The following is a 22,975-nucleotide window of genomic DNA, read 5'->3' on the forward strand; positions in this document are numbered from 1 at the left end:
CGTGCGTTCCTTTCCTATGAGATCGGCTTTCCGGTTATAATGATCGGGCAGGCCGGAGAGTTCAGAAAGAGAAACAATGGAAATGCATCTTTTCCGGATTTGTGATGCCGTTTCTTCCTGATCTTGAAGGCTGGGCGGTCTTTGCCCGTGTGGCCGACAGCGGCTCTTTCGCCGGTGCGGCAGAGGAGCTGGGCCTGTCCAGAGCCACCATCTCCAAGATCATCGCCCGGCTGGAGGGGCGGATCGGCGCGCCGCTGTTCAACCGCACCTCCCGCCGCTTATCCCTGACAGAAGTCGGCCGAGCCTCTCTTGAGCGCGCCCTGAGCATGCTGGAGCAGGCACAGGGTCTGGAGGAAAACGCACGCTCTTCTTCTGCCGCGCCGCGTGGGCTGGTCAGGATTTCAGCGCCGGTCAGCTTCGGGCTGATGCATCTGAAGCCGCTGATTCCCCAGCTTCTGGCCGAGCATCCCGGGATTGATATCGATTTACGCCTGGATGATGCGGTCGTTGATCTGGTGGCAGGGGGCTATGACATGGCGATCCGTATCGCGCAGATGCCGGATTCCGGTCTGCGGGTACGCCGGATCGCCCAGATGCAGATGAAGATCGTTGCTGCGCCGTCCCTGCTGGAACGTGGTACTCCGGAGCATCCTCGTGATCTGGATATGGCGCTGTGTCTTGGCTACGGCCACGGCACCATGGCCGGGCGCTGGCGTCTGCGCCATGAAAGCACGGGTGAGGAAGCTTCGCTGTTGCCGGAGGGCCGCCTGCGCACCAATAATGGCGACGTCCTGCTGGAGGCGGCACGGAGCGGTCAGGGGTTTGCGCTGGCGCCTGATTTTCTGATCTGGAATGATCTGATGTCAGGCGCTCTGGTGCCGGTTCTGACGGACTGGTCCCTGCCATTGCTGGATCTGAATATCGTTCTGCCGCCTTCGCTGTTGCGCCCGGCCCGTATCGCGGCTGTAGCCAGTTTCCTGACAGGGCAATTATCGAAATGCTGCTGGATTGTTCGTGACAAGGCAGCCTGACCCTCCACAGCCAGCCTTGGCATTGAAGACGCAGGAAAAAGCGAAACAGGATATCGCTGCCTATGCGCGGGAACTGGGCTTTGCATCGGTCGGGTTTTCGCCTGCCACCCTGACTCAGACGGCGCAGGATGGTTTGACGGCGTTTCTGGAGGAGGGTTGTCACGGCACCATGGGTTGGATGGCGGAGCGCAGTGATCAGCGCGCCGATCCAAGGGCCCTGTGGCCGGAGGCCGGCACCGTGATCGCGTTGGGTATGTCTTATGCGCCGGAGGAAAATCCGCTAGCCAATCTGGATCAGCCTCAGATCGGCAATATCTCGGTTTATGCCAGAAACCGGGATTATCATGATATCATCAAGGGGAAATTGAAACAGATCGCACAGAGGATCGTTGCTCGACACGGGGGAATGGTGAAGGTTTTCGTCGATACGGCGCCGGTGATGGAAAAGCCGCTGGCGCGGCAGGCGGGGTTGGGCTGGCAGGGCAAGCACAGTAATCTTGTCTCCCGCCAGCACGGATCATGGTTACTGCTGGGCGAAATTTTCACCACGCTGGTTCTGCCGCATGATGATCCACATCCTGACCGCTGCGGCACCTGTCATCGCTGCCTTGATGCCTGCCCGACCGGCGCCTTTCCCGCGCCATACCGTCTGGATGCAACGCGATGCGTGTCATACTACACCATCGAATTCCATGGTCCGGTGCCGGAACCATTTCGGCGGGCTATGGGAAATCGTATTTATGGCTGTGATGATTGTCTGGCCGTATGTCCGTGGAACCGCTTCGCCGCACAGGCTTCGGAGGCGAAGTTAAAAGCCCGTCCGGAGCTGGTGTCGCCTCGACTTGATCAGCTTGTGCAACTGGATGATACGGATTTTCGCCTGTTGTTTTCTGGCTCGCCGGTGAAGCGCATCGGGCGGGATCGTTTTATCCGCAATGTACTATATGCGATTGGTAATAGCGGTGATCCGTCCCTGTTACCAAAGGTGCAGGCACTGACTGACGATACATCAGACATTGTTGCTGACGCGGCGCGCTGGGCTGCTGCCAGACTGGCAGAAGCCAAGAAGCCGTCATGAGTCTGATCAAACGCAGCTTCTCCTTATCCGGTCATCGCACCAGCGTGGCGCTGGAGCCGGAATTCTGGACGATGCTGACGGATATTGCTTCCGGTCAGTCGCAGACATTGGCGCAGTTGATTGCCATGGTCGATGCCTCCCGCAATCCGGATCGTCCTTTGGCTTCGGCATTGCGGGTGCTGGCTTTGGAAGCAGCGCTGAGCATGACAGGTATCAAACAGGCAGAGCAGGACTGAATGATCTGAACCAAAAATTGAATATCAGTCTCCCCCTGATGAGTATCTGCGCCTGCATGGGCCGGTGATGTGATCGAAATACCTCTGCTGGAACAGATTAACACTCTGATCGCGGCGAAACGGCGTACCAACGAACAGCGCCCGCTATCCTGAACTTGATGCGCTGATCAGGCAGGAACTCGCAACCATACCGGAAGCGGAGCAGACACGTCCGCAGACGCTGGATAGGCACCGCAGGAAGGCAGATCAGCTTTTTTGGACCTGATCAATGCGCCATGAGGAAGAATTATGATTGCGTCTGGCGTGCCCTGAAAACGGAAGGGTTTTCCCCTGCAACAGCGGCGAAGGCTTTTGCAAAGGCACTGAGCGAGGCATAGCCGCATTCGGCAGCCACCATGGTGACTTGTTGACCTTCCATCAGCAGACTCATGGCGTGCAGCATGCGTGCCTGTGTCAGCCAGGCCTGCCAGTTCATACCCGTTTCACGCTGAAAGCTGCGCCGGAAGCTGCGTTCCGACAAAGCGGCGGCGGTTATCGCGCCGGCCTGTGTGGCCTGTCCGGGTGAGGCAAGCGCGTAATCCATGGCGCGCGTCATGCGCGTGCTTCGTGCACCGGGCAGAAACAGAGGCAATTCGGCCTCCAGCCATTCTTCGCAGAGCATTGCCAGAGACTGGAAAAAACAGCGTGCCAGAGGATCATGTTCTGATGCGCCGACCGGCCAGCGCGTGGCGTACAGGATCATTTCACGCATCAGGGGATGTGCATGGAGAATGCGGACCCTTTCCGTACCGTTGATCACACAGTCCGGTGAAAAATAGAGCGATGCACTGTCCATATCCATAATCGTGGTGCGATGACGGATGTTGGCCGGTATCCACACCGCCTGCCCCAGCGGCAGAATATGTTGCCCGGTTTCGGTTTCAATCCGCATGGCCCCGGAGGCAGCGTAAATCAGTTGGTGATACGGATGGGTGTGCCAGTCATAGGTGGTGTTGCGCGCATGGTCCCGGAACGCAAAACCCGTTCCGTATGGTTTGTCGATACCGTAACGGTGGAGAATATCGGCTGTTTCGTCCCGGCTCAGGATCTTCATGACGGCACTTTCATGGTCGTGAGGTGTGGCATGGTCGTGAGGTGTGGCCGTTGATCATTGGTATTTGGCCTGTAAGCGTTAGCCGGTCAACGATGTCCCTGCCTATCTTTCCCGCCCCAGCAGGAGAGAGAGGCCATGACCCCATCAGACACCGCCCCCGACGGGCCGCGGCAGAGTCATGATCATGCGGTGATCGCACAATTTACGCGATGGGCCGGGACTTTTGCGGCTTTACCTGTGCATGCGGAACAATCCTCCATGGTCCGCACGCTGGCCGCCTGTGCCCTGACCTCGGCTTCCCGTGTGCTGGATGTTGCCTGCGGTCCAGGCATTCTGGCATGCGCCATGGCGGAGCAGGCACAGCATGTATCCGGGATTGATCTGACCGCGGCGATGATCGGAGAGGCAAGGCGGAGGCAGAATGCAGCCGGTCTGCGCAATCTGGAATGGCATGTGGGCCATGCCGGATCACTGCCGTTTGAGGATGGGTCTTTCGACTGTGTGACCACGCGCTACAGCCTGCATCACATGACCGATCCGGGGCGCATCGTGGCGGAAATGAAGCGGGTCTGCCGTGAAGGTGGCCGGGTGGTGGTGATCGATGCAACCCCTGCACCAGAGAGTCAGAGCGCTTATGACAGGATGGAACGGATACGCGATCCATCTCATACCTCTGCTCTCACTCTGATCCAGTTGAGGGAGATCGGGCGGCAATGTGGGCTGATTGAACAGTTGATCGACGGCTACCGTCTGGAAGCGAAGCTGGAGGAGTTGGCCGATCCGGAGGCTATGCCCGCCCTGACGGAGATGTTCGAGGCCGATATCCGCTCCGGTGACGATCGTCTGGGTGTGCAGGCTTACCGTGCTGTCGATGGTCTGCGGCTGTTTTTCCCCATCTCAATCATCGCATGGCAGGTCTAAGACTACGAAAATGGAGTGATCAGGGCAGAACCCAGCGTGCGGTATCACGCAGAATGGCGCTGTCCAGCGCATACAATGCATCCAGCAGTTCCACCTGTAACGATCCGGGACCATCGGCGCGGATAGCGGCCAGTTCTCCGGCCAGACCGGTGGCGCATAATCCGGCACAGGCAGCCATCAGCGGGTCTGGCTCCACTGCCGCAAAAGCGCCGATCAGCGCGGTGGCGGTGCAGCCAAGGCCGGTGACGCGGGTCATCATCGGGTGGCCGTTGGCGATGCCGATCAGGCGCGTACCATCGGTCACGTAATCCGTGGCTCCCGTCACGGCCACCGCTCCGCCGGTGCGGCGGGCGAGTATGGAAGCCGCTTCCAGCGCCGCTGTGGAGGAGACGAGGCTGTCTACGCCGCGCCCGCCGCTGCCATCTCCAGCCAGGGCAATGATCTCCGAGGCATTGCCGCGTACAATATGCGGCTTTGCCTCCAGCAGATCACGGGCCAGTTCGGTGCGATAGCGCAGGGCACCGACCGCCACCGGATCGAGCACCACCGGTTTTCCGGCCTGACGGGCTGCCGCCATGGCCAGCCTCATGGCAGCGGCACGGGGGGAGGACATGGTGCCGAGATTGATAACCAGACTGTCGGCCATGCGTGCAAAGGAGTCCACTTCCTCCACCCCCTCCACCATGGCGGGCGAGGCTCCCAGCGCCAGCAATGCGTTGGCGGTGGTATTGGTCACCACCAGATTAGTGATGTTGTGCACCAGCGGTCGTTTTTCTCTCAGAAGAGTGAGCAGATAAATGGTCCGCTCTGTCAGCCATGCAGCGGATAAAATTTGGTCTGTCATCGCATGCGCTCCATCCGGGGCAATATATCCCCCGGCAGAAGAAGGGAAACCTGATCCCGGCTGGGACGTAAAGACCAAAGACAGTACCGCCATCGATATGACGGTGCGGGATATGAAATGCGCGCCAGTCCGCGCGCCTCGCAGATCAAGGAGGATGTTGCATGGGTAATCGTGATATAGACGCTGCAGTCACCGATCTGAAGGGTAAGGTGAAGGACGCTGCGGGCGGCTTGACCGGTGATACCGGGCTCCAGGCAGAAGGCAAGCTGGATCAGGGCATCAGCAAGGCAAAGCAGTTTGCTCACGATACCGCAGATGCGGTTCAGGAAGGTGTTGATCACCTGCGGGATAAAGTGAATGGCGCTGAAGAACATGCGCGTCAGCATGCAGAGACTGTGACCGCCCGGCTGCGTGAGCTTGCCGAGACGGCATGGGAAAAGGCCGCCGATGCGGGCGGCAAAGTCTATGAAACGAGTGTGCGCGGGGGGCAGAAGCTGGGGGAAAGCCTTGAGCAGAAGCCGGTTCTCTCTGTCGCGCTGGCCGGTGTGGTCGGGTATCTGGCGGCTTTCATGATCCATTCTCCCTCAAGCCCGCTGGCCCCGGAGCCTCCGCCGAAACGTCGCTGGCTGTTCTGATGACAGTGGCTTCATGGTGACGGTCTTTTGCCTCCCGCCTGTTCATTATCTGTGCAGAGCGGGGGAGGACAGGGTATAGTCCCGACCCCACCAGAGAAAGCGGAAACAGGGCTTTGAGCCAGTCAACACCTTCTGCCGGGGATGCAATATCCCCGGCTTTCATGTCTGATGTGACTTATTCTGACGGTATCCCAACCCTGAAAATTTCAGGCTCTGCCAGTGACGCTCATGTGGCGGGAGGAATACGGCAGGCCCAGGCACTGGAGCGTATTGCCCGTATTCTGGCATGGGTGGCGGGCACCATTCTCGCTGTTGCCGTGCTCAGCCTGCTCTCTGATGTGCTGCTGCTGCTGTTTGCGGCCATTCTGGCAGCCTGTCTGTTGCGTGGCGCGGCCAATGCTGCCGCAAGCCGGGTGGGAGGAACACCGGGGTTGTGGCTATCCCTGATCCTGTTGCTTTTCATCGGGATCATCGCCGGTGCCATATGGTTGCGCGGACCAACTCTGATCACGGAAATCGAAGCCCTGAGCGGCAGGCTGAATGATCAGTTCAGTGCAGTCTGGGACCGGCTTGGCTCGCTCGATTATGCGCAGCAGGTGGTGCACAGGGCACGTGCCTATCTGTCATCCGCAGGGGAGAAGATCGCCGGTCTCGCGGCGGGGGCGGCAACCAGTACGCTCGGTGGCATCGGCAGTCTGGCGGTCATCCTGATCGTCGCAATATATCTGGCCGCTTCGCCGGGCATCTACGTGCGTGGCACCTTGCGGTGTCTGCCAAAATCATGGCGGCCGCGTGGGGCTGAAGTGATGCATGAAACGGCCCATGCGCTGCAATGGTGGTTTGTCGGGCAGGTGGTCGATATGGTGATGATCGGCGTCCTGACCTGGATTGGACTGTCCCTTCTGGGAGTGAAACTGGCCGGTACGCTCGCCCTGATCGCGGCGCTGTGCAATTTCGTGCCGTATGTGGGTGCTATTGCGGGTGCCGTTCCTGCCGTGCTGGTTGCGTTCGGTGAGGGACCGCAAACGGCGCTTTATGTGGGGATGATGTTCGCAGGCGTGCAGGCGCTGGAGGGGAACGTGATTGCGCCGATCGTGCAGAAAAGCACGGTCGATTTGCCGCCGGTGCTGACGATCCTCTCCCAGACCGTACTGGGCACGATTTTCGGGCCGGTAGGCCTGATTCTGGCCACACCGATTTTTGCGGTCGGAATGGTCGCGGTGAGAATGATCTATGTCGAGAGCATTCTCGGTGACCGCGACGGCGCCCTGCTGCCTCCGCTTGAACAGACCCCGGACGGTCAGTAATAGCGCGGCGCAGGAATGGTGCGGAGGATCTGGCACGCCTGCATCTGCTCAGGCGGCAGATTGTCTGCCGTGTCACAGATCGCCTCTGCGCCGGCCCGGCATGATCGTTCCGCGATCAGCCGGTTGCCTTCCATAATATCGACCGACACCGGGTCGGCCTTGCTGACGGTCTGGTTATTGATCACGAGATCAGCGGACGCATTGAAATCCTTCATGGCCTTGAGACAGTCGTTGCTGGCCTGGCCCTTATGAGCCTGCAACAGGTTCAGCTCCGCTGTCAGCCGTGCGGTGGCCGGATCCTTGGGGGCAGGCGCGTCGCATCCAGCCAGAGCAGGAAGGAACAATGCCGCCGCTGTCAGCCTGATCAGTCTGATACCCATCGTAATCTCAGGAATTTGTATTGCGGGTGGGGGCAATCGTGCAATGCTGACTGCGATTGACGGTCAGGGAGCCGGTTTTGGTGCTATCTACCGGATCAGGATAGGTCAGGATAATAGTTCCGTTTTTTGGCTCGGCGGCCATTTCAACGCGCGTGGCTCCCACCAGCACGACATTGCTGTCACAGGTGATCGAGACCGTGTCGGCAGCCTTTGGCGTGTCACTTCCACACGCACTCAATGATACCAGTAACGGGGCTGCAATCATCAGGGCGCCATATAATGTTCTGGCCTGCATCAATTTTCTCCGTTGATTGCGAATCGGTCTGTGCCAACACAGACAGGAAAAGTGCAATGCTCCGTGCTGGCAAGAGCGGACAGGGTTTTGTCCCAAATGTTTCCATTTTTTCTGCCGATCTTCGGATTCGGGTCGTGGGCAGCAGATCGGGGCTGTTTTCGGTATGGCTGCCAAGGAGGAAGCGGCGGTGGTGTATCTCGTCAGAGGGTTCTATACGGGCGCACCATGCCTATTTCGGCCTGCAATGTGGATAATGCTAAGAGAAAGCGAGAATGAGCGCGTTTAAATTCAACGCCTTTAACGACCGACGTGAGGCTGCCGCGAAAGCAAAGGCAGCCATGCTGGACCGCTTCAAAAGTGCACCAAGCCTTGATGATCCCGACATCAAGCAGAAGCTGGAGGAACAGCGCATCGCCTATGAAGCGCGTGAGGCCCGTCTGGCCGAGCGCAAGCGCCTGAAAGCAGAAGAAGCTGCCCGGATTGCCGCGGAAAAAGCCGCTGCCGAAAAGGCCCGCATCGAGGAAGAGCGTGCGCATGAAGCCGCCAAGGCCGCGGCGGCTGTCGAGGAAAAAGCCCGTGCCCTGGCTCTGCTGGCAGAGCAGAAGGCCGAGCGGGACCGCCGCTATGCTGCGCGTAAGGCCCGGACCGGTCGCAAATAACCGGTCGCCAGCCATGAGGCGGGACCATTCCCGCAACAGGAAGCGGCGCGAGGGGCATCCCTTCGCGCCGCTTTTTTTTACTTCAGCGTTTCGCCACCGAATCGGCATGCGCCTTCAGCAGCGCCTCCAGCGGTAGATCAAGCGCGGGGCAAAGGGCCTCGATATGCGATGTTTGAAGAGGAATATCCTTCCGCAGGATGGCGCTCAGCTCTTCTTCCGGCAGTCGGGTAATAGCGGATAACAGGCGCGGCGGAATGGAGCGTTCAGCCATGGCATTGCGGATCAGGGTAATCGGATCCGTGCTTTTGGGATCGGCCTGGGAAGCGAGGTAGTGCCCGGTCAGGATGGCCCAGACGCCCAGCATCTCATGTTCACGGCTACCCGGTTCCGGGTTGTTGTTCATCAGGCGATGCATTTCCACACGCGCCGCTTGCAGATCGGCTTCATCGCGGATCGGTTTGAAATCCATACCCGACAGGCTCCCCAAAGATGATGACTATGTCTTGGGGGCGTTCTTAAAGCAGATGGGACACGGAAGAAAAGCGGCCCGGCCCGTTATGATGAGACAAGGGCGAGACTGGGTGAAAAGAAAGGGGCGGGATCAGTTATCGTCGCCGTGCAGGGGAACCTTGACCAGCATGGTAGGGGTTGGCTGGAGGTTACGCTCCATCACCACCTGGGACGAGTCTTTCCAGGTATAGCCATCACCCCGGAACTGGTCTCTCGGCTGGTAAAGAGTAGCCGAAACATACGGTTTTGCGGGTTGGACCGGCTTGGTGGGCTCACCGACATCAAGATTAGGCATGGGAGCAGCGGTATAGTCTTCCTGATGCGTGGCGCTGATGGTTGTCTGTTCGGAGGGAGAAGCGGCAAAAGCCGTTGTCAAAGACGGGATACAAAGCACCACCGCCACCAGTCCTGCCCTGAATACCGGTTTCATGACTTTATTCTGCCTCCCAGCGCCAAAGCGCGTCTCCCGTCCTCATCTGTCTGCCGGACGGCTATCCGATCTGCTTTGTAACTGTCCCAGAATTCGCCTGTCTTGCCGGACAATCAAGTAAAACCTGCAACTGCATTGATGAAAAAGCGTTATGTTGCCCGTTCGCCGCATTCCGCTCCTGTCATGGAACGGAAGGGTAGAGTAGCGCCACCGTGAAAAAGGGTGGCGCTACTCTTCTGATTGTCTGATCAGCCGCCGGCACCGGTCCAGGCGGGTTGAGGACGATAGAGTCTGCTCTTGCATTCACTGGGCGGCAGGACGATCTGAAGTGCTTCCACAAGTCGGTCGATCATCTCATCCGTATGCTTTGGTGTTGCGGTCAGGCGCAGCCGCTCAGCTCCTTTGGGCACAGTCGGGTAGTTGATCGGGGTAGCATAGATCCCGAATTCATCCAGCAGGCGTGCGCTGATGTCACGGCACAGCGCGGCATCGCCTACGAAAACCGGAACGATATGGCTTTCGGACTGCATACGGGGCAGCTGAGCCTCATCCAGTTTGCGCTTGAGCGTATCGGCCCGCTCGAACAGCTGGATGCGCCTTGTGGGATCGCTGCGCAGATGGCGGATGCTGGCCAGCGCGGCTGCCACGACCATGGGTGGCAGAGCGGTGGTGAAGATGAAACCGGCCGCAGTCGAGCGCAGGAAATCGACGATCTCTGTGTTGCCGGTGATATAGCCGCCATGCACGCCGAAGCCCTTGGCCAGCGTGCCCTCGATGATGTCCACGCGATGAGCGACATCATCCCGTTCTGACACACCACCACCGGTCGGGCCGTACATCCCCACGGCATGCACTTCGTCCAGATAGGTCATGGCGCCGTATTTCTGGGCCAGATCGCAGATCGCGCCGATCGGAGCGATGTCGCCATCCATCGAATAGACGCTCTCAAAGGCGATCAGCTTGGGCGTTCCGGTGGGGGCGGCGGCCAGCAATTCTTCCAGATGCTCCATGTCGTTATGGCGGAAGATCTGCCGCTTTGCATTGGCAGCGGCGCGCATGCCGACAATCATGGAGTTGTGGTTCTTCTCGTCGGAGAAGACATGCCAGTCGGGCAGACTGTTCAGAATAGTACCCAGCGCTGCCTGATTGGAGACATAGCCGGAGGTGAACAGCAGTGCCGCTTGCTTGCCATGCAGGGCGGCCAGTTCGGCTTCCAGCGCATCGTGCAGGGGGTTGGTGCCGCTGATATTCCGTGTGCCGCCCGCGCCTGCGCCCATCTCATGCGCGGCGGCGATGGCGGCCTGAATGGTGATCTCGGACGTGCCCATCGCCAGATAATCGTTGGACGACCAGACGGTGACTTCCTGCACGCGTCCTTCATGTTCCCGGTGGTAGACGGGGAATTTGTCGGCCTGCTTTACCAGAGGGGTGAACGTGCGATACCGGCCCTGTGCCTTGATGTCGTCGAGCGACCGGCGACAGAGATCATTGAAAGCATGCATGATGTGGTCGTCTACTTCCTGCTGGCTCACGCCATGGCGTGCCGGTTTCAACCTGGTCCTGAGGAAGCGACGCTCCGTTGCCGATGCGCCAACCCCTGGATCGCCCGTCACTTGATCTTACCGGATACCCGACGGAACGGTAACACACAATTGTTCTTTGGGGATGGTGGCGTCAAGATTTAGTAATCGGCACAAATGGATAGGGTGCATGGCGGAATTATCATGACCATGCTGGTTCAATTCTGTCCCCGTTTGACGAAGATTCTGATTTCCGAGGCCTGAATGGCGGGGTCTGTCATGGCGGCCAGGCTGATCTGGTCAGAGTCGACTCCCATCAGCATCATGTCTTCGGCAACGGCGATGGCTTTCGTGCGGGCGTCCTTGGCGCGCCCTATCTGCTGCGTTGGGTTGCCTGTCGCGGGGACGACGGTGGTCACGACATAGACAATCCCGGGATGGGAGATATTGGCCTGCTGCACAGCCGTTCTCAACGCATCCGTATAGCTGCGATCCGCATCGTCATAACCATCATAGCGGATAGTCAGCAGCGGAATGCGCCCTTCGGAGTTCAGGGCGGATATGAGCGCGGAGGGGGGCGGTTTGGCAGGGGCCGCCCCGAAAGTGGTGCGATCCACCAGCTTGCACCCGCCAAGGCCGGGGGCAGCCGCAAACATCAGGACCAGTATGGATCCCGGCTTCACCCATGGATGAAGCGAGGGGGACAGTAATCTGTGCAGGAAAGGCATTGTGCTCCGGCTCCGCGATGCGCGCAGGCTTGCAGGGTTTGGCAGGCAGGGCAAGATCATTGCCGCACAGGACGTGCAGCAGACAGGAACAGGGCAGCATGAGCGGCAGTAATCGGCGGATCAACGGCGAGCGTCTGTGGGACAGCCTGATGGAGATGGCGCAGATCGGGGCAACGCCGAAAGGGGGCGTGCGGCGTCTGGCCCTGACAGCGGAGGACCGGGCGGGACGGGACCGTCTGGCGGCGCTTGGCTGTGCGGCGGGCTATGCGGTCAGGACTGATGCGATCGGCAACATGTTCCTGCGGCGGGAGGGGGAGACTCCGGACCGTAAACCGGTTTTGCTCGGCAGCCATCTGGACAGCCAGCCGAGCGGCGGCAAATTCGATGGGGCGCTGGGGGTCATGGCAGCACTGGAAGTGCTGCGGACACTGGATGAGCACGGCATCGTCACGCAGGCCCCGATCGAGCTGGTCAACTGGACCGATGAGGAAGGCAGTCGCTTTGGCCGGGGATTGCTGGGGTCCGGAGTCTGGGCGGGTGTGAACGGGCTGGAGGAGACTCTGGCCCTGCGTGATCATGCCGGTATCAGCGTGGCCGAGGCTCTGGAGGGGATTGCCGGAGATGCCCCGGCAGAGGCTTTCCCGGCGGACAGCTATTTTGAACTGCATATCGAGCAGGGGCCGATTCTGGAGGCCGAGAATGCCGATATCGGAATCGTCACCGGTGCACAGGCCCAGATCTGGTGGGATGTCATCGTCACCGGTCAGGATGCCCATGCAGGCACCACTCCGCCCTCCGTGCGCAAGGATGCGCTGCTTTGCGCGGCCCGGATCATTGATCTGGTGGATCGGATGATGCGCGCACGGGGCGAGGCCGGGCGTGGCACGGTCGGGGAGCTGCATGTGCTGCCTAACAGCCGCAATGTGATTCCGGGGGAGGTGCGCTTTACCGTGGAGTTCCGCCATCCCGATGATGCCGAGATTGCCCGCATTGCCGCCCAGTTCCCGCGAGAGGCCGGGTTCATCGCCCGTGACTGCGATGTCTCGCTGGCCTTGGAACCGGTGCTGAGGCTGGCATCCCAGCCTTTTGACCCGTCCTGCGTGGCGCTGGTGGCGGAGGCCGCGGCGCGTCATGGTTATGCAGCGCGCGAGATTGTCTCCGGTGCCGGCCATGATGCCATTTATGTGGCGCGCAGGCTGCCAGTGGCGATGATTTTCGTGCCCTGTCTGAACGGCCTGTCCCATAATGAGGCCGAAAGCATCACCAGGGCCCAGGCGGAGGCCGGAGCGCAGGTTCTGTTCGATGCGGTTCTGGCGCGGGCCGGGATCGTAGGATGAGCGTGGCGCGCATGGCTGAACCCAGACTGTCGATTCTTCTCTGTTTCTGTTGGGTTCGCGGCTTCCGCACTTCGTAGGGGCCTGTATAACGAATGATCGCGAGAACCGGCGCGGAAGGCGCGCTGGAGAAAAAATGTTACGCCAGATCGCCTGTTGCGCGAGATATTCTTGCGTCTCGGTGGGTTGGTGGAGCGCTTGAGGAAAAGGAAGAACGCCATGGCGGTCAAAGTCGCGATCAATGGTTTCGGGCGTATCGGACGGCTGGTCCTGCGCGCAATCGTGGAAAGTGGGCGCGAGGATGTCATCCCCGTCGTCATCAACGATCTGGGCAGTGTCGAGGCGAACGCCCACCTGTTCCGCTATGACAGTGTGCATGGCCGCTTCCCCGGCGAGGTGCAGGTAGACGGTGACAGCATCATCATCCGCCATAACGGCCGCACCTTTGGCCCGATCCGCGTGACGGCCGAGCGCGACCCTGCGAAGGTGCCATTGCAGGGCGTGGATGTGGCGATGGAATGTACCGGCCTGTTCACGAAGAAGGATACGGCAGGGCAGCTGATCACTGCCGGTGCCCGCAAGGTGCTGATTTCCGCGCCGGGCGACGGGGTGGATGCCACCATCGTCTATGGCGTGAACCACAACACGATCACCCCGGATATGACGGTGATCTCCAACGCGTCCTGCACCACAAACTGCCTCGCGCCGATGGCCAAGGTGCTGCATGACCGCTTCCGCATCCTGCGCGGCTATATGGTGACGATCCATGCCTATACCGGCGATCAGCGCACCGTGGACACGCTGCACAAGGATCTGCATCGCGCCCGTGCCGCCGCCATGTCCACCATTCCGACCAGCACTGGTGCCGCCAAGGCCGTCGGTCTCGTCCTGCCGGAGCTGAAGGGCAAGCTGGATGGCACCGCGATCCGCGTGCCGGTGCCGAATGTCTCGCTGGTGTCGCTGGACGTGAATCTCGAAAAGACCGCGACCGTCGAAGAGGTGAATGCTGCGATGAAAGCCGCCGCCGAGGGCGAGCTGAAGGGTATTCTCGCCTACAACACGGAAAAGCTGGTCAGTATCGACTTCAACCATGCTCCGGCGTCCTGCTCCTTTGACGCGACGCAGACGGCGGTTGTGGATGGTCAGATGGTGCGTGTGATGGGCTGGTACGACAACGAATGGGGCTTCTCCAACCGTATGTCCGACACCGCTGCGTTGTTCGGCAGCCTGTAAGAGACGGTCGTACGATATGTCGTTTCGCACATTGGACGGGCTTGATGTCCGTGGACGCCGGGTGCTGGTCCGGCTTGATCTGAACGTGCCGATGCGCGACGGGCGGGTGAGTGATCTCACCCGCATCGAGCGTCAGGCGCCGACCATACGGGAACTGGCCGAAGGCGGCGCCCGTGTCATCGTCATGAGCCATTTCGACCGTCCGAAGGGAAAACGGGTGCCGGAAATGTCCCTGCGCCCGATTGCCGAGGCGCTGGGCGAGGCGCTGGGTCAACCGGTTGCTTTCGTGGATGACTGCATCGGCGGCACGGTGGAAGAAGCTGTGGCCGGGATGAAGGATGGTAACGTTCTGGTGTTGGAAAACACCCGTTTCCACGCCGCGGAAGAAAAGAACGATGCTGAATTTTCCCGCCTGCTGGCCTCGCTGGCCGAAGTTTATGTCAATGATGCGTTCTCTGCCGCGCATCGTGCTCATGCCAGCACCCATGGCGTGACAGCCCATCTGCCCGCCTATGCCGGGCGGCTGATGCAGCGGGAGGTTGAGGCGCTGGAACTGGCGCTCGGTTCGCCCGCTCGTCCGGTGGCAGCGATTGTCGGTGGTGCGAAAGTGTCCACCAAGCTTGATCTGCTGGGCAATCTTTCCACCAAGGTGGATGTGCTGGTGATTGGCGGGGCGATGGCCAACACCTTCCTGGCCGCGCAGGGCATCAAGGTTGGCAAGTCGCTTCAGGAAGCGGAGATGCACGATACCGCCCGCGCCATTCTGGAGACCGCGAAGAAGGCCGGTTGCGAGATACTGCTGCCGGTCGATGCGGTGACGGCTACTGAGTTCCGGGCCGATCCGCCGACCCGCACTGTCAGCATCAACGAGATCCCGGAGGATGCGATGATGCTGGATGTCGGACCGGAAACGGTGCGTCTGCTGACGGAGCGCCTGTCCGGTGTGAAAACACTGGTCTGGAATGGCCCGCTGGGTGCGTTCGAGATCAGTCCCTTCGACAAGGCCACTGTGGCGCTGGCCCAGTCTGTTGCAGCGCTGACGGAAGCGGCCGGTCTGGTCAGCGTGGCGGGTGGTGGCGACACCGTCGCGGCGCTGAAACATGCTGGTGTGGTTGAGCGTCTGACCTACGTCTCCGCCGCGGGCGGTGCCTTTCTGGAGTGGATGGAAGGCAAGGAACTGCCGGGTGTCGCGGTGCTGCGCGCCTGATAAATGCCGCTCTCCTTCCTGTTCCGGTCGGGACAGGAAGGAGAGCGGGAAGACAAAAGAGCTGGCAAGGCCAGGTCCACGCGCTTTTTGCGGTCATGTCAGCCCGAGTACGGCAAGGTGTTTGGCATGTTGGAAAGCCACTGCCGTCGCGTGACGTGCTTGCTATAAACGCCCCGCACCCAGCCAGCATAGCGTGGCAGCCAGCACCTCCACCATAATGATCAGAGCATAGGCTGTGTGTTGCAGCAGCAGCGACTGAATGGCGCGGTAGTGGATGTGTACATCCGGAAAAATTGTATCCATCGCCAGCACGTGCTGCACGAATGGCCAGCTGGTGCCATCATCGGTCAGATTATCGAAGGCGGTCAGGGTGATCCATAATGCGATCAGTACCAGCACTGCGATCTTGCACAGGCGTATGATCATTGCATCATGATCCCATTGCTATGTCAGGCTGCAGGGATCAAACGCAAAAGACCTGATCGCTCAGGTCTTTTTTGTCAGCATGGTTTCCACAGGAATGGAGGCAAATTCTTACGGCTCGCCTGGCTCGGTGGAGAACAACCCGGCTTTGCCCGGCTTGTCCTTCCATTCCTCGGCATCCGCCGGAGGCTCGCCCTTGCGGGTGATGTTCGGCCAGACGCTGGCATAGGTGCGGTTTTTCTCCGCCCAGGCGGTGGCGCGGTCGTCGCTGTCAGGGAAAATCGCTTCCGCCGGGCATTCCGGCTCGCACACGCCGCAATCGATGCACTCATCCGGATGGATGACGAGCATGTTCTCGCCGACATAGAAGCAGTCCACGGGACAGACTTCCACGCAGTCCATGAATTTGCAGCGGATGCAGTTCTCGGTGACCACGTAGGCCATAAAGTCACTCCCGATCGCCCAAAGCGGCACCGTTTTCTGATGCCGCGCCGAATATGTGGCGGGCATATGCCGGGCTTTCCACCCCGATGCAAGGATTGCCGCTCAGTTTTCGTCCGTTTCGGGCGGGATGCCGCTTTCCGCTGGCAGCATGGCCGGTGAGGAAGGCGGGGTGGAGGCGGCATTTCCCGCCTTCACCCCGCTGCCCGGAATATCCTCATACAGTTCCCGTGCCTCGCTGGCCGGACCCCGGCGGGTTGCCAGTGAGAGCACCCGTAGTACCCGCACGGTCTGCCGCTGCGGCTGGTCGCCGAACGGGACGACCAGCACATCACCGATCCGGAGTCTGGCGTGCGGCTTGTCGGTGGGCTGCCCGTTCAGCCGGATCAACCCGTGCTCAATCAACCTTGCGCACAGGGAGCGGCTTTTCAGAAAGCGGGCGCACCACAACCAGCTATCCAGTCGCTGCCAGTTCTGGGGGCTGCCGGAATTGTGGGGGGAGAGGTTGGGGAAGGCAGGCTTGCCGCTCATCGATCCTGTGATTGTATAAAAGCTAGCGCCGCAGGGCGGCCAGCGCGGAGAAAGGGTGGTCCGGCGCAACCGGCGTTGGCCTTTTCGGGGGCGGCGGTCGGCGGCTTGTCTCGCGACCGGTTTCCCGGTGTGACTCCCGCCGCGGTAGTGGCACCAGCATGGGCGGGGCGGGCGGCCCATAGAAGGATGGTTCCAGTCCCTTGCTGGCAATCCGCAGGCCCAGCGCTTTCAGCACCATGGGCAGGATGGTGGTTGGAACGGACAGGCGTCCGGGCAGGCCGGCAGGTAACGGCACCGGGCCGCGTCTTGCGGCGAACTGAAGCTCGGCGGCGATGCGTTCGGCAATGTCCAGCCGCAGATAGACCGGGCCGGTCCGGACCCATCCCATCGCTTCCGCAAAATCGGATGGCCATCCAAGGCGGCTGGCTTCGGCCAGCGGCATCGATACCAGCGCCGGGTGGGGCAGGGTGGGAACGGTATTCAGCCCACGGGCAATGCTCAGTAATCTGGCGCGTACCGTGACGGAGGCGGCATGGCGCAAAGCGGGAATGCTCAGGCCGAATCGTCCGGCCCGGACCCCGATCTGCTTCAGGGCGCTGCGTTCCGCCGGGGGAATGGTATCCTCGGTCGCGCCGGGCACCAGACCGCCATTTTCCATCAGACGATGCAGATGTCCGCGCAGCATCGGATGCGGACGGGCGGCTTCCTGCGCCTGAAACAGCGGTGCCATGGCGGTGGCAATTGTTCTGTCCAGCCAGGCTTGCAGCCGCATCCGGATACGCTCCCGCAGGCTGCCGTCCAGAAACTCGCTGTCCGTGACCGTGATCATGGGATTCAGCAGGGTGGGGCCGGGCCGCAACCGTGCGATCGGGTGGCCTTCCCATAAAATCTCCAGCCGATCGGAGATGGACAGGGCCTGATCCGGCGTGGCTTCCAGACTGATGACCCGGCGTGGCATGGATTCTCGCAAGGCACGCCTTGCCGCGCGCATCACCAGCTTTCTTTCTTCTCCGGCGATACCGGCTTCCGGTTCAAACCCGAAGCCGGTGATGTGACCGACCGCATGCCCTTCCACGATCACCTGCCCCGCCTGTGTAACGGCGGAGAGCAGCGGGCTGTCATCCTGATCCTCCAGCCGCCGCAGCAGATGTGTGGCGCGGCGATCGACGAAGCGGGCGGTGAGTTTTTCATGCAACGCATCGGAAAGCAGGTCCTCAACTTCCCGGGTGCGGCCCTGCCAGAACGGAGCATCATTCACCCAGTCCTGATGCGCGGCGATATAGCTCCAGACCCGGATGCCGGACAGGCGCTGCATCAGCGTGTCGATATCGCCATCGGCCCGGGCCAGATGGTCGATCTGGCTGGCCAGCCAGTCAGCCTGCAAGGTGCGGCGCTGCAAAACCTGCAAAAAGACCCGGCCACAGAGCTTCGTATGGGTATCGTCCGCCAGCTTGCGGAAATCGGGGATCTGGCAGGTCTCCCACAGCAGCCTCACCCGGCTGCGTCTGGTGCTGTGGCCGCAGACCAGCGCGCGGATCTCCTGATCCCGTAACAGCGCATCAAGGGTTTCGACATCGCTGGCATCATGCCCGCGCACCAGCCCGGTGCGGGGTGGCGGCGCGTTGAGGCTGGCCAGCAGGGAATCGCCATCGCTGAAATCGAGATCGGCATTGCGCCAGGCCAACTGGCCGATCGCCTCGAAACGATGGGTCTCTACCGCCTCGACCAGTTCTTCCGGCAGGGGGGGACAGTCGGCGGTGGTGCCGAAGGTGCCGTCCCGCATGCCGCGACCGGCGCGCCCGGCAATCTGGGCAATCTCCGGAGCGGCCAGACGGCGGGCGCGGTGGCCGTCGAATTTCGACAGCCGGGCAAAGGCGACATGGTCGACATCCATGTTCAGCCCCATGCCAATCGCGTCGGTGGCGACCAGAAAATCGACCTCCTTATCCTGATACAGCGCCACCTGGGCATTGCGGGTGCGGGGGGAGAGTCGTCCCATCACCACGGCGCAGCCGCCTTTACGGCGGCGGATCAGCTCGGCGATGGCATACACATCGCCGGCGCTGAACGCGACGATGGCGCTGCGGGGCGGCAGGCGGCCAAGCTTCGCGGCCCCTGCATGGCGCAGCTCGGACAGGCGGGGGCGGGTCTCGATCTCGGCCTGCGGTACCAGGCTTTTCAGCAGTGGCCGGATTGTCTCCGCGCCCAGAAACATGGTCTCGACCATCCCGCGCGCATGCAGCAGCCGGTCGGTAAAGACATGCCCGCGATCAGGATCGGCGCAGAGCTGTATTTCATCCACCCCGATCCATTCGACCGGCCGGTCCAGCGGCATGGCCTCCACGGTGCAGGCAAACCACCGTGCTCCGGGCGGAATAATTTTTTCTTCCCCCGTAATCAGCGCGACGCGATCGGCCCCTTTGGCGGCCACCATACGGTCATAATTCTCGCGGGCGAGCAGACGCAGGGGAAAACCGATGATGCCGCTTGCATGCGCCAGCATCCTGTCCATTGCCAAATGCGTCTTCCCGGTATTGGTAGGGCCGAGCACGGCCTTCACCCGGGGGAGTAACTGCGTCATGGATATATAGTCTGTGTGCAGGGAGACGGATTGCAAGCGGGCATCATGTGCGCCATCTCCATGACTGAAACGGAGGGGAATGCAAGAGGAGGTCCGTCCGCCGTCAGGGGCCGGTTCCCTTTCCCGCCGTGTTTGAGCATTTCAACGATGGAGCGTACTCAGATCATGAGCGACCAGACAACAACCGGACAGGCCACCGCCGGAGAAACCGGGGCCAGCGGTTCGGAGCAGCATCGTTTCGGGGCCGAAGTGGACCGGCTGCTGCATCTCGTCATTCATTCCCTGTATACCGAGCGCGAGATTTTCCTGCGCGAACTGGTCGCCAACGCCGCCGACGCCATCGAGCGCCGCAGATTCGAGGCGTTGTCCGACACCGCCCTGCTGGCTGGCGCGGATGAGTCGAAGATCCGGATCTCCGCTGACAAGGCCGCCCGCACCCTGACCATTGCCGATGGTGGTATCGGCATGACCCGGGATGATCTGATCACCCATCTCGGCACCATTGCCAAATCCGGCACCCGCGCCTTTGGCGAGGCTCTGAAAGCCCGCGAGGAGCAGAAGGAAGGCGCTGAAAAGCCGACCACGATTGGCCAGTTCGGCGTCGGTTTCTATGCCGCCTTCATGGTGGCCGACCGGGTGGAGGTGACCTCCCGCCGCGCCGGCACGGATGAAGCCTGGACATGGTCGTCGGAGGGGAACGGTACGTTTGCCATCGCGCCCGGCAGCCGGGATACGGCGGGCACGACCATCGTGATGCATATCAAAGCCGATGCTGACGAATTCCTCGATTCCTGGCGTCTGGAAAATATTATCCGCAAATGGGCCGATTTCATCGCTGTTCCCGTGCTGGTGGCGCAGGAAGATGGCGAGGACCGGGCTGCCAATGATGGGGCCGCGCTGTGGCGCAAGAGCAAGTCGGAGGTGACGGAGGAGGAATATGAAGCCTTCTACCGCCATGTCGGCAGCTTTTTCGACAAGCCGTGGGCGACCCTGCACTGGCGGGCAGAAGGGGCGATTGATTTCTCCGCCCTGCTGTTTATCCCCGGCAGTCCCGGCTTCACGCCGATGGATGAGGAGCGTGAGAGCCGCGTCCGTCTGCATGTGAAGCGGATGTTCATCACCGATCGTGCCGAGATTCTGCCTGCCTGGCTGCGCTTCGTACATGGCGTGGTTGATACGGATGATCTGCCGCTGAATGTCAGCCGCGAAATGTTGCAGGCCACTCCGGTGCTGGCGCGTATCCGCAAGGCGGTGACGAACCGTGTGCTGACGGAGCTGAAAACCCGCGCCAGGGACGAGGAAAACTACCGCGGTTTCTGGCAGAATTTCGGCCGCGTGCTGAAGGAAGGCGTGTGGGACGATTCCGAGCATCGCAAGGATCTGCTGCCTTTGCTGCGTTTCGCATCCTCTGCCATTCCGGCGGATCAGGATGGCGGCCTGACCTCGCTGGACGCTTATGTCTCGCGCATGAAGGAAGGCCAGAAGGCGATCTACTACCTTGCCGGAGACCGGGTGGAGACTCTGCGCAACTCACCCCAGCTCGAAGGCTTCCGGGCGCAGGGCTACGAAGTGCTGCTGCTGGAAGACCCGATCGACGCATTCTGGCCGGAGCGTGCCGAGTCGTTCGCGGATAAGCCGATCCGCTCGGTGGCCCGCTCGGCGGAGGATCTGGCGGCACCGGAAGGCGACGTGCCGGATGTGTCGACGCTGACCTCCGCCCTGAAAGCAGCCCTGGGCGAGCGCGTGTCGGAGGTGCGTGCCAGCACTCGTCTGGTCTCCAGCGCGGTTATTCTTTCTTCTGCGGGCGTGGGGCCTGATCTTCAGATGCAGCGCCTGCTGGCGCGTGCCGGACGCGGCTTGCCCCCCGCTCCGCCGGTGCTGGAAATCAACCCGCGCCATAAGCTGATCGCCTCCCTCGCCAGTGCCGCCACGCAGGGGGAGGGCGAGACACGCGGCATGGAAAGTGTCGCGGAAACCCTGCTCGATCTGGCGCGGATTCAGGAAGGTGAGGCACCAGCCGACCCGACCGCCTTTGCCGGGCGGGTTATGAACTGGATCGAGCAGGGGCTGCCCGGTCATCAGGCTGCGGACGAGGCCTCCGCGTGAGCGGCGCTCCGGAGGGCCGCTCACGGGTGGTTGCTTCCCCGGATGAAATTGTCTGGGGGCGGCCTCTGGAGTGTTTCGTGGAGGGGGAGAGTCATTCTCTCCCCATCTTTCCGTTGCGGCCGGAGGGTCTGGAAGCTTTTCTCGCTGGAGAGGGCGCGCATGCTGCCGGGTTTCTGCGTGGGGCCGGGCTGACGGCGAAAGCGGGGCAGCTTCTGCTGTATCCGGCAGCGGACGGGACTGGTCCGGGTGGCGCGGTGCTTGGTCTTGGCGCAAGCCGTGATCCGTGGGTTTTCGGTGATCTGTCCAGTCGCCTGCCTGCCGGCACGGTGTGGCATCTGGAGGCGGGGGATTATGCCCCCGATCAGGCGGCGCTCGGTTTCGCGCTGGGCGCTTACCGGTTCGACCTGTTCAAGGGGCGGCAGGATGCCCCCGTCCCGGCCCGTCTGGTTGTGCCGGCGGAAAGTGCGTGGGCGCTGGAAGAAGCCCGTGCCGTGTGGCTGGCGCGTGATCTCATCAACACGCCTCCCAACCGGCTGGGACCGCAGGAACTGGCGGAAGCCGTGCGCCGGATTGGCCATGAGGCAGGCGCGGCAGTGGAGATCGTGACAGGTCCGGCGCTGGAGGCAGCCTATCCGGCCATTGCCGCAGTCGGGGCGGGATCAGACCGGCCTCCTGCTGTTGCCATTCTGCGTTGGCAAGGTAGCCGGGCCGATGAGATTTCTCCGCTGATCGCGCTGTGCGGCAAGGGGGTGGTGTTCGACACGGGCGGGTATGATCTGAAGCCCTCCGCCGCCATGCTGCGGATGAAGAAAGATATGGGCGGTGCTGCGGTGATGCTGGCGGCGGCACGGCTGATCATGCAGCGCGATCTGCCGGTCCGGCTGGTGCTGCGGGTCGGGTGCGTGGAAAACAGCGTCTCCGGCCGCGCGATGCGCCCGTCCGATGTTCTGCCCACGCGCAGCGGGTTGACGGTCGAGGTCGGCAATACGGATGCTGAAGGTCGTTTGGTGTTGTGTGATCTTCTGGCAGAAGCCGCTGAAGAATCGCCTTCCCTGTTGGTCGATGCCGCCACCCTGACCGGGGCGGCTCGTGTCGCGGCCGGTCCTGATCTGCCGGTGCTGTTTTCCAACGATCCACTCTGGGCGGACCGGCTGGAACGGGCGGGCGGCAACGTCTCTGATCCGGTCTGTCGGCTGCCTCTGTGGGACGGGTATGATTCATGGCTGTCCAGCGATGTGGCCGATCTGAATAGTGTGTCCAGCCGTCCGTTTGCCGGTGCGATTATTGCAGCCCTGTTTTTGCGCCGTTTCGTTCCGCCTGAGACTGCATGGGTTCATTACGACCTCTATGCATGGAACGATGAGAATAGGCCGGGTCGTCCGCGCGGTGGTGAAGGCCAGATATTGCGAGGCTTTGTAGGTTCATTATCCCATTATTACAAATAATTCATTA

General features: G+C 61.3%; 24 protein-coding genes. 12 read left to right on the forward strand and 12 right to left on the reverse strand.

Annotated features, from left to right (window positions below):
• Positions 1–104 precede the first annotated feature (104 nt).
• Genes GbCGDNIH8_RS01505 through GbCGDNIH8_RS01515 form a run of 3 tightly spaced genes read left to right on the forward strand, consistent with a single transcriptional unit; the run spans position 105 to position 2,345 of the window.
• On the forward strand, positions 105–1,031 hold the full coding sequence (locus GbCGDNIH8_RS01505; protein ID WP_072571844.1) for a LysR family transcriptional regulator: 927 nt from the start codon (positions 105–107) through the stop codon (positions 1,029–1,031).
• 16 nt (positions 1,032–1,047) lie between these two features.
• A complete protein-coding gene (queG, locus tag GbCGDNIH8_RS01510; RefSeq protein ID WP_216634496.1) occupies positions 1,048–2,109 on the forward strand; it encodes a tRNA epoxyqueuosine(34) reductase QueG in 1,062 nt (353 codons plus the stop codon).
• Positions 2,106–2,345, forward strand: coding sequence for a ribbon-helix-helix domain-containing protein (locus GbCGDNIH8_RS01515; protein ID WP_072571845.1), 240 nt, complete (start codon positions 2,106–2,108; stop codon positions 2,343–2,345). Before queG ends, GbCGDNIH8_RS01515 begins: the two co-directional genes overlap by 4 nt.
• 286 nt (positions 2,346–2,631) lie before the next feature.
• On the opposite strand, the gene GbCGDNIH8_RS01520 is transcribed toward GbCGDNIH8_RS01515, so the two are convergent.
• Positions 2,632–3,438 carry an AraC family transcriptional regulator gene (locus tag GbCGDNIH8_RS01520; RefSeq protein WP_072571846.1) on the reverse strand — a complete coding sequence of 269 codons (807 nt, stop codon included), beginning with the start codon at positions 3,436–3,438 and terminating at the stop codon, positions 2,632–2,634.
• A gap of 135 nt (positions 3,439–3,573) precedes the next feature.
• Here GbCGDNIH8_RS01520 and GbCGDNIH8_RS01525 point away from each other — a divergent pair, with 135 nt between their 5' ends.
• A complete protein-coding gene (locus GbCGDNIH8_RS01525) occupies positions 3,574–4,359 on the forward strand; it encodes a class I SAM-dependent methyltransferase (protein ID WP_072571847.1) in 786 nt (261 codons plus the stop codon).
• A gap of 19 nt (positions 4,360–4,378) precedes the next feature.
• Here the strand turns inward: GbCGDNIH8_RS01525 and thiM are convergent, their stop codons facing one another.
• Positions 4,379–5,203 (reverse strand): hydroxyethylthiazole kinase, encoded by an 825-nt coding sequence (thiM, locus tag GbCGDNIH8_RS01530; RefSeq protein ID WP_072573509.1) that lies wholly within the window; start codon positions 5,201–5,203, stop codon positions 4,379–4,381.
• A gap of 161 nt (positions 5,204–5,364) precedes the next feature.
• Here thiM and GbCGDNIH8_RS13315 point away from each other — a divergent pair, with 161 nt between their 5' ends.
• Together GbCGDNIH8_RS13315 and GbCGDNIH8_RS01540 are read left to right on the forward strand one after the other, a co-directional pair.
• Positions 5,365–5,838: a CsbD family protein gene (locus GbCGDNIH8_RS13315; RefSeq protein WP_072571848.1), complete on the forward strand. Its 474-nt coding sequence runs from the start codon at positions 5,365–5,367 to the stop codon at positions 5,836–5,838.
• 161 nt (positions 5,839–5,999) lie between these two features.
• Positions 6,000–7,145: an AI-2E family transporter gene (locus GbCGDNIH8_RS01540; RefSeq protein ID WP_081368777.1), complete on the forward strand. Its 1,146-nt coding sequence runs from the start codon at positions 6,000–6,002 to the stop codon at positions 7,143–7,145.
• Here GbCGDNIH8_RS01540 and GbCGDNIH8_RS01545 read toward each other — a convergent pair.
• On the reverse strand, positions 7,139–7,525 hold the full coding sequence (locus GbCGDNIH8_RS01545) for a hypothetical protein (protein WP_072571849.1): 387 nt from the start codon (positions 7,523–7,525) through the stop codon (positions 7,139–7,141). The genes GbCGDNIH8_RS01540 and GbCGDNIH8_RS01545 overlap by 7 nt on opposite strands.
• A 7-nt stretch (positions 7,526–7,532) precedes the next feature.
• Positions 7,533–7,820 carry a hypothetical protein gene (locus GbCGDNIH8_RS01550; RefSeq protein WP_025319554.1) on the reverse strand — a complete coding sequence of 96 codons (288 nt, stop codon included), beginning with the start codon at positions 7,818–7,820 and terminating at the stop codon, positions 7,533–7,535.
• Between the two features lie 272 nt (positions 7,821–8,092).
• Between GbCGDNIH8_RS01550 and GbCGDNIH8_RS01555 the strand changes: the two genes are divergently transcribed.
• The gene (locus GbCGDNIH8_RS01555) at positions 8,093–8,479 is read left to right on the forward strand and encodes a DUF6481 family protein (RefSeq protein WP_011631013.1); all 387 of its coding nucleotides are present in this window, start codon (positions 8,093–8,095) and stop codon (positions 8,477–8,479) included.
• Positions 8,480–8,561: 82 nt separating this feature from the next.
• Here the strand turns inward: GbCGDNIH8_RS01555 and GbCGDNIH8_RS01560 are convergent, their stop codons facing one another.
• The 4 genes from GbCGDNIH8_RS01560 to GbCGDNIH8_RS01575 all read right to left on the reverse strand — a co-directional run bounded on the left by GbCGDNIH8_RS01560 (position 8,562) and on the right by GbCGDNIH8_RS01575 (position 11,667).
• Positions 8,562–8,948, reverse strand: a complete 387-nt coding sequence (locus GbCGDNIH8_RS01560; protein ID WP_072571850.1) for a helix-turn-helix domain-containing protein — start codon at positions 8,946–8,948, stop codon at positions 8,562–8,564.
• 132 nt (positions 8,949–9,080) lie between these two features.
• On the reverse strand, positions 9,081–9,419 hold the full coding sequence (locus tag GbCGDNIH8_RS01565) for a hypothetical protein (protein WP_072571851.1): 339 nt from the start codon (positions 9,417–9,419) through the stop codon (positions 9,081–9,083).
• Positions 9,420–9,667: 248 nt separating this feature from the next.
• Positions 9,668–10,921, reverse strand: a complete 1,254-nt coding sequence (hemA, locus tag GbCGDNIH8_RS01570) for a 5-aminolevulinate synthase (protein WP_072571852.1) — start codon at positions 10,919–10,921, stop codon at positions 9,668–9,670.
• 236 nt (positions 10,922–11,157) lie between these two features.
• Positions 11,158–11,667, reverse strand: a complete 510-nt coding sequence (locus GbCGDNIH8_RS01575) for a hypothetical protein (RefSeq protein WP_072571853.1) — start codon at positions 11,665–11,667, stop codon at positions 11,158–11,160.
• A 98-nt stretch (positions 11,668–11,765) separates the two neighbouring features.
• Here GbCGDNIH8_RS01575 and GbCGDNIH8_RS01580 point away from each other — a divergent pair, with 98 nt between their 5' ends.
• From GbCGDNIH8_RS01580 to GbCGDNIH8_RS01590, 3 genes are all read left to right on the forward strand, one after another.
• On the forward strand, positions 11,766–13,004 hold the full coding sequence (locus GbCGDNIH8_RS01580; RefSeq protein ID WP_072571854.1) for a Zn-dependent hydrolase: 1,239 nt from the start codon (positions 11,766–11,768) through the stop codon (positions 13,002–13,004).
• Between the two features lie 216 nt (positions 13,005–13,220).
• Positions 13,221–14,234 carry a type I glyceraldehyde-3-phosphate dehydrogenase gene (gap, locus tag GbCGDNIH8_RS01585; RefSeq protein WP_072571855.1) on the forward strand — a complete coding sequence of 338 codons (1,014 nt, stop codon included), beginning with the start codon at positions 13,221–13,223 and terminating at the stop codon, positions 14,232–14,234.
• 16 nt (positions 14,235–14,250) lie between these two features.
• Positions 14,251–15,441: a phosphoglycerate kinase gene (locus GbCGDNIH8_RS01590; protein WP_072571856.1), complete on the forward strand. Its 1,191-nt coding sequence runs from the start codon at positions 14,251–14,253 to the stop codon at positions 15,439–15,441.
• A gap of 162 nt (positions 15,442–15,603) precedes the next feature.
• On the opposite strand, the gene GbCGDNIH8_RS01595 is transcribed toward GbCGDNIH8_RS01590, so the two are convergent.
• From GbCGDNIH8_RS01595 to GbCGDNIH8_RS01610, 4 genes are all read right to left on the reverse strand, one after another.
• Positions 15,604–15,867: a DUF2165 domain-containing protein gene (locus GbCGDNIH8_RS01595; protein ID WP_072571857.1), complete on the reverse strand. Its 264-nt coding sequence runs from the start codon at positions 15,865–15,867 to the stop codon at positions 15,604–15,606.
• Between the two features lie 108 nt (positions 15,868–15,975).
• The gene (gene fdxA, locus GbCGDNIH8_RS01600) at positions 15,976–16,308 is read right to left on the reverse strand and encodes a ferredoxin FdxA (RefSeq protein WP_072573511.1); all 333 of its coding nucleotides are present in this window, start codon (positions 16,306–16,308) and stop codon (positions 15,976–15,978) included.
• A 102-nt stretch (positions 16,309–16,410) separates the two neighbouring features.
• On the reverse strand, positions 16,411–16,836 hold the full coding sequence (locus tag GbCGDNIH8_RS01605; RefSeq protein ID WP_081368779.1) for an RNA-binding S4 domain-containing protein: 426 nt from the start codon (positions 16,834–16,836) through the stop codon (positions 16,411–16,413).
• A 22-nt stretch (positions 16,837–16,858) separates the two neighbouring features.
• Positions 16,859–19,417, reverse strand: a complete 2,559-nt coding sequence (locus tag GbCGDNIH8_RS01610) for a helicase-related protein (protein ID WP_072573514.1) — start codon at positions 19,415–19,417, stop codon at positions 16,859–16,861.
• Positions 19,418–19,582: 165 nt separating this feature from the next.
• Between GbCGDNIH8_RS01610 and htpG the strand changes: the two genes are divergently transcribed.
• Both htpG and GbCGDNIH8_RS01620 read left to right on the forward strand, forming a co-directional pair.
• Positions 19,583–21,523 (forward strand): molecular chaperone HtpG, encoded by a 1,941-nt coding sequence (htpG, locus tag GbCGDNIH8_RS01615; RefSeq protein WP_072573513.1) that lies wholly within the window; start codon positions 19,583–19,585, stop codon positions 21,521–21,523.
• On the forward strand, positions 21,520–22,968 hold the full coding sequence (locus GbCGDNIH8_RS01620; RefSeq protein WP_172822877.1) for a leucyl aminopeptidase family protein: 1,449 nt from the start codon (positions 21,520–21,522) through the stop codon (positions 22,966–22,968). Before htpG ends, GbCGDNIH8_RS01620 begins: the two co-directional genes overlap by 4 nt.
• Positions 22,969–22,975 lie beyond the last annotated feature (7 nt).

Source organism: Granulibacter bethesdensis (assembly GCF_001889545.1).
Taxonomy (GTDB): Bacteria; Pseudomonadota; Alphaproteobacteria; order Acetobacterales; family Acetobacteraceae; genus Granulibacter; species Granulibacter bethesdensis_B.

Bases quoted from the DNA above. Each gene is read 5' to 3' on its own strand.
- GbCGDNIH8_RS01505 (WP_072571844.1), top strand. From the start codon at position 105: ATGCCGTTTCTTCCTGATCTTGAAGGCTGGGCGGTCTTTGCCCGTGTG.
- GbCGDNIH8_RS01515 (WP_072571845.1), top strand. From the start codon at position 2,106: ATGAGTCTGATCAAACGCAGCTTCTCCTTATCCGGTCATCGCACCAGC.
- GbCGDNIH8_RS01520 (WP_072571846.1), bottom strand. From the start codon at position 3,438: ATGAAGATCCTGAGCCGGGACGAAACAGCCGATATTCTCCACCGTTAC.
- GbCGDNIH8_RS01525 (WP_072571847.1), top strand. From the start codon at position 3,574: ATGACCCCATCAGACACCGCCCCCGACGGGCCGCGGCAGAGTCATGAT.
- thiM (WP_072573509.1), bottom strand. From the start codon at position 5,203: ATGACAGACCAAATTTTATCCGCTGCATGGCTGACAGAGCGGACCATT.
- GbCGDNIH8_RS13315 (WP_072571848.1), top strand. From the start codon at position 5,365: ATGGGTAATCGTGATATAGACGCTGCAGTCACCGATCTGAAGGGTAAG.
- GbCGDNIH8_RS01540 (WP_081368777.1), top strand. From the start codon at position 6,000: ATGTCTGATGTGACTTATTCTGACGGTATCCCAACCCTGAAAATTTCA.
- GbCGDNIH8_RS01545 (WP_072571849.1), bottom strand. From the start codon at position 7,525: ATGGGTATCAGACTGATCAGGCTGACAGCGGCGGCATTGTTCCTTCCT.
- GbCGDNIH8_RS01550 (WP_025319554.1), bottom strand. From the start codon at position 7,820: ATGCAGGCCAGAACATTATATGGCGCCCTGATGATTGCAGCCCCGTTA.
- GbCGDNIH8_RS01555 (WP_011631013.1), top strand. From the start codon at position 8,093: ATGAGCGCGTTTAAATTCAACGCCTTTAACGACCGACGTGAGGCTGCC.
- GbCGDNIH8_RS01560 (WP_072571850.1), bottom strand. From the start codon at position 8,948: ATGGATTTCAAACCGATCCGCGATGAAGCCGATCTGCAAGCGGCGCGT.
- GbCGDNIH8_RS01565 (WP_072571851.1), bottom strand. From the start codon at position 9,419: ATGAAACCGGTATTCAGGGCAGGACTGGTGGCGGTGGTGCTTTGTATC.
- hemA (WP_072571852.1), bottom strand. From the start codon at position 10,921: ATGCATGCTTTCAATGATCTCTGTCGCCGGTCGCTCGACGACATCAAG.
- GbCGDNIH8_RS01575 (WP_072571853.1), bottom strand. From the start codon at position 11,667: ATGCCTTTCCTGCACAGATTACTGTCCCCCTCGCTTCATCCATGGGTG.
- GbCGDNIH8_RS01580 (WP_072571854.1), top strand. From the start codon at position 11,766: ATGAGCGGCAGTAATCGGCGGATCAACGGCGAGCGTCTGTGGGACAGC.
- gap (WP_072571855.1), top strand. From the start codon at position 13,221: ATGGCGGTCAAAGTCGCGATCAATGGTTTCGGGCGTATCGGACGGCTG.
- GbCGDNIH8_RS01590 (WP_072571856.1), top strand. From the start codon at position 14,251: ATGTCGTTTCGCACATTGGACGGGCTTGATGTCCGTGGACGCCGGGTG.
- GbCGDNIH8_RS01595 (WP_072571857.1), bottom strand. From the start codon at position 15,867: ATGATCATACGCCTGTGCAAGATCGCAGTGCTGGTACTGATCGCATTA.
- fdxA (WP_072573511.1), bottom strand. From the start codon at position 16,308: ATGGCCTACGTGGTCACCGAGAACTGCATCCGCTGCAAATTCATGGAC.
- GbCGDNIH8_RS01605 (WP_081368779.1), bottom strand. From the start codon at position 16,836: ATGAGCGGCAAGCCTGCCTTCCCCAACCTCTCCCCCCACAATTCCGGC.
- GbCGDNIH8_RS01610 (WP_072573514.1), bottom strand. From the start codon at position 19,417: ATGACGCAGTTACTCCCCCGGGTGAAGGCCGTGCTCGGCCCTACCAAT.
- htpG (WP_072573513.1), top strand. From the start codon at position 19,583: ATGAGCGACCAGACAACAACCGGACAGGCCACCGCCGGAGAAACCGGG.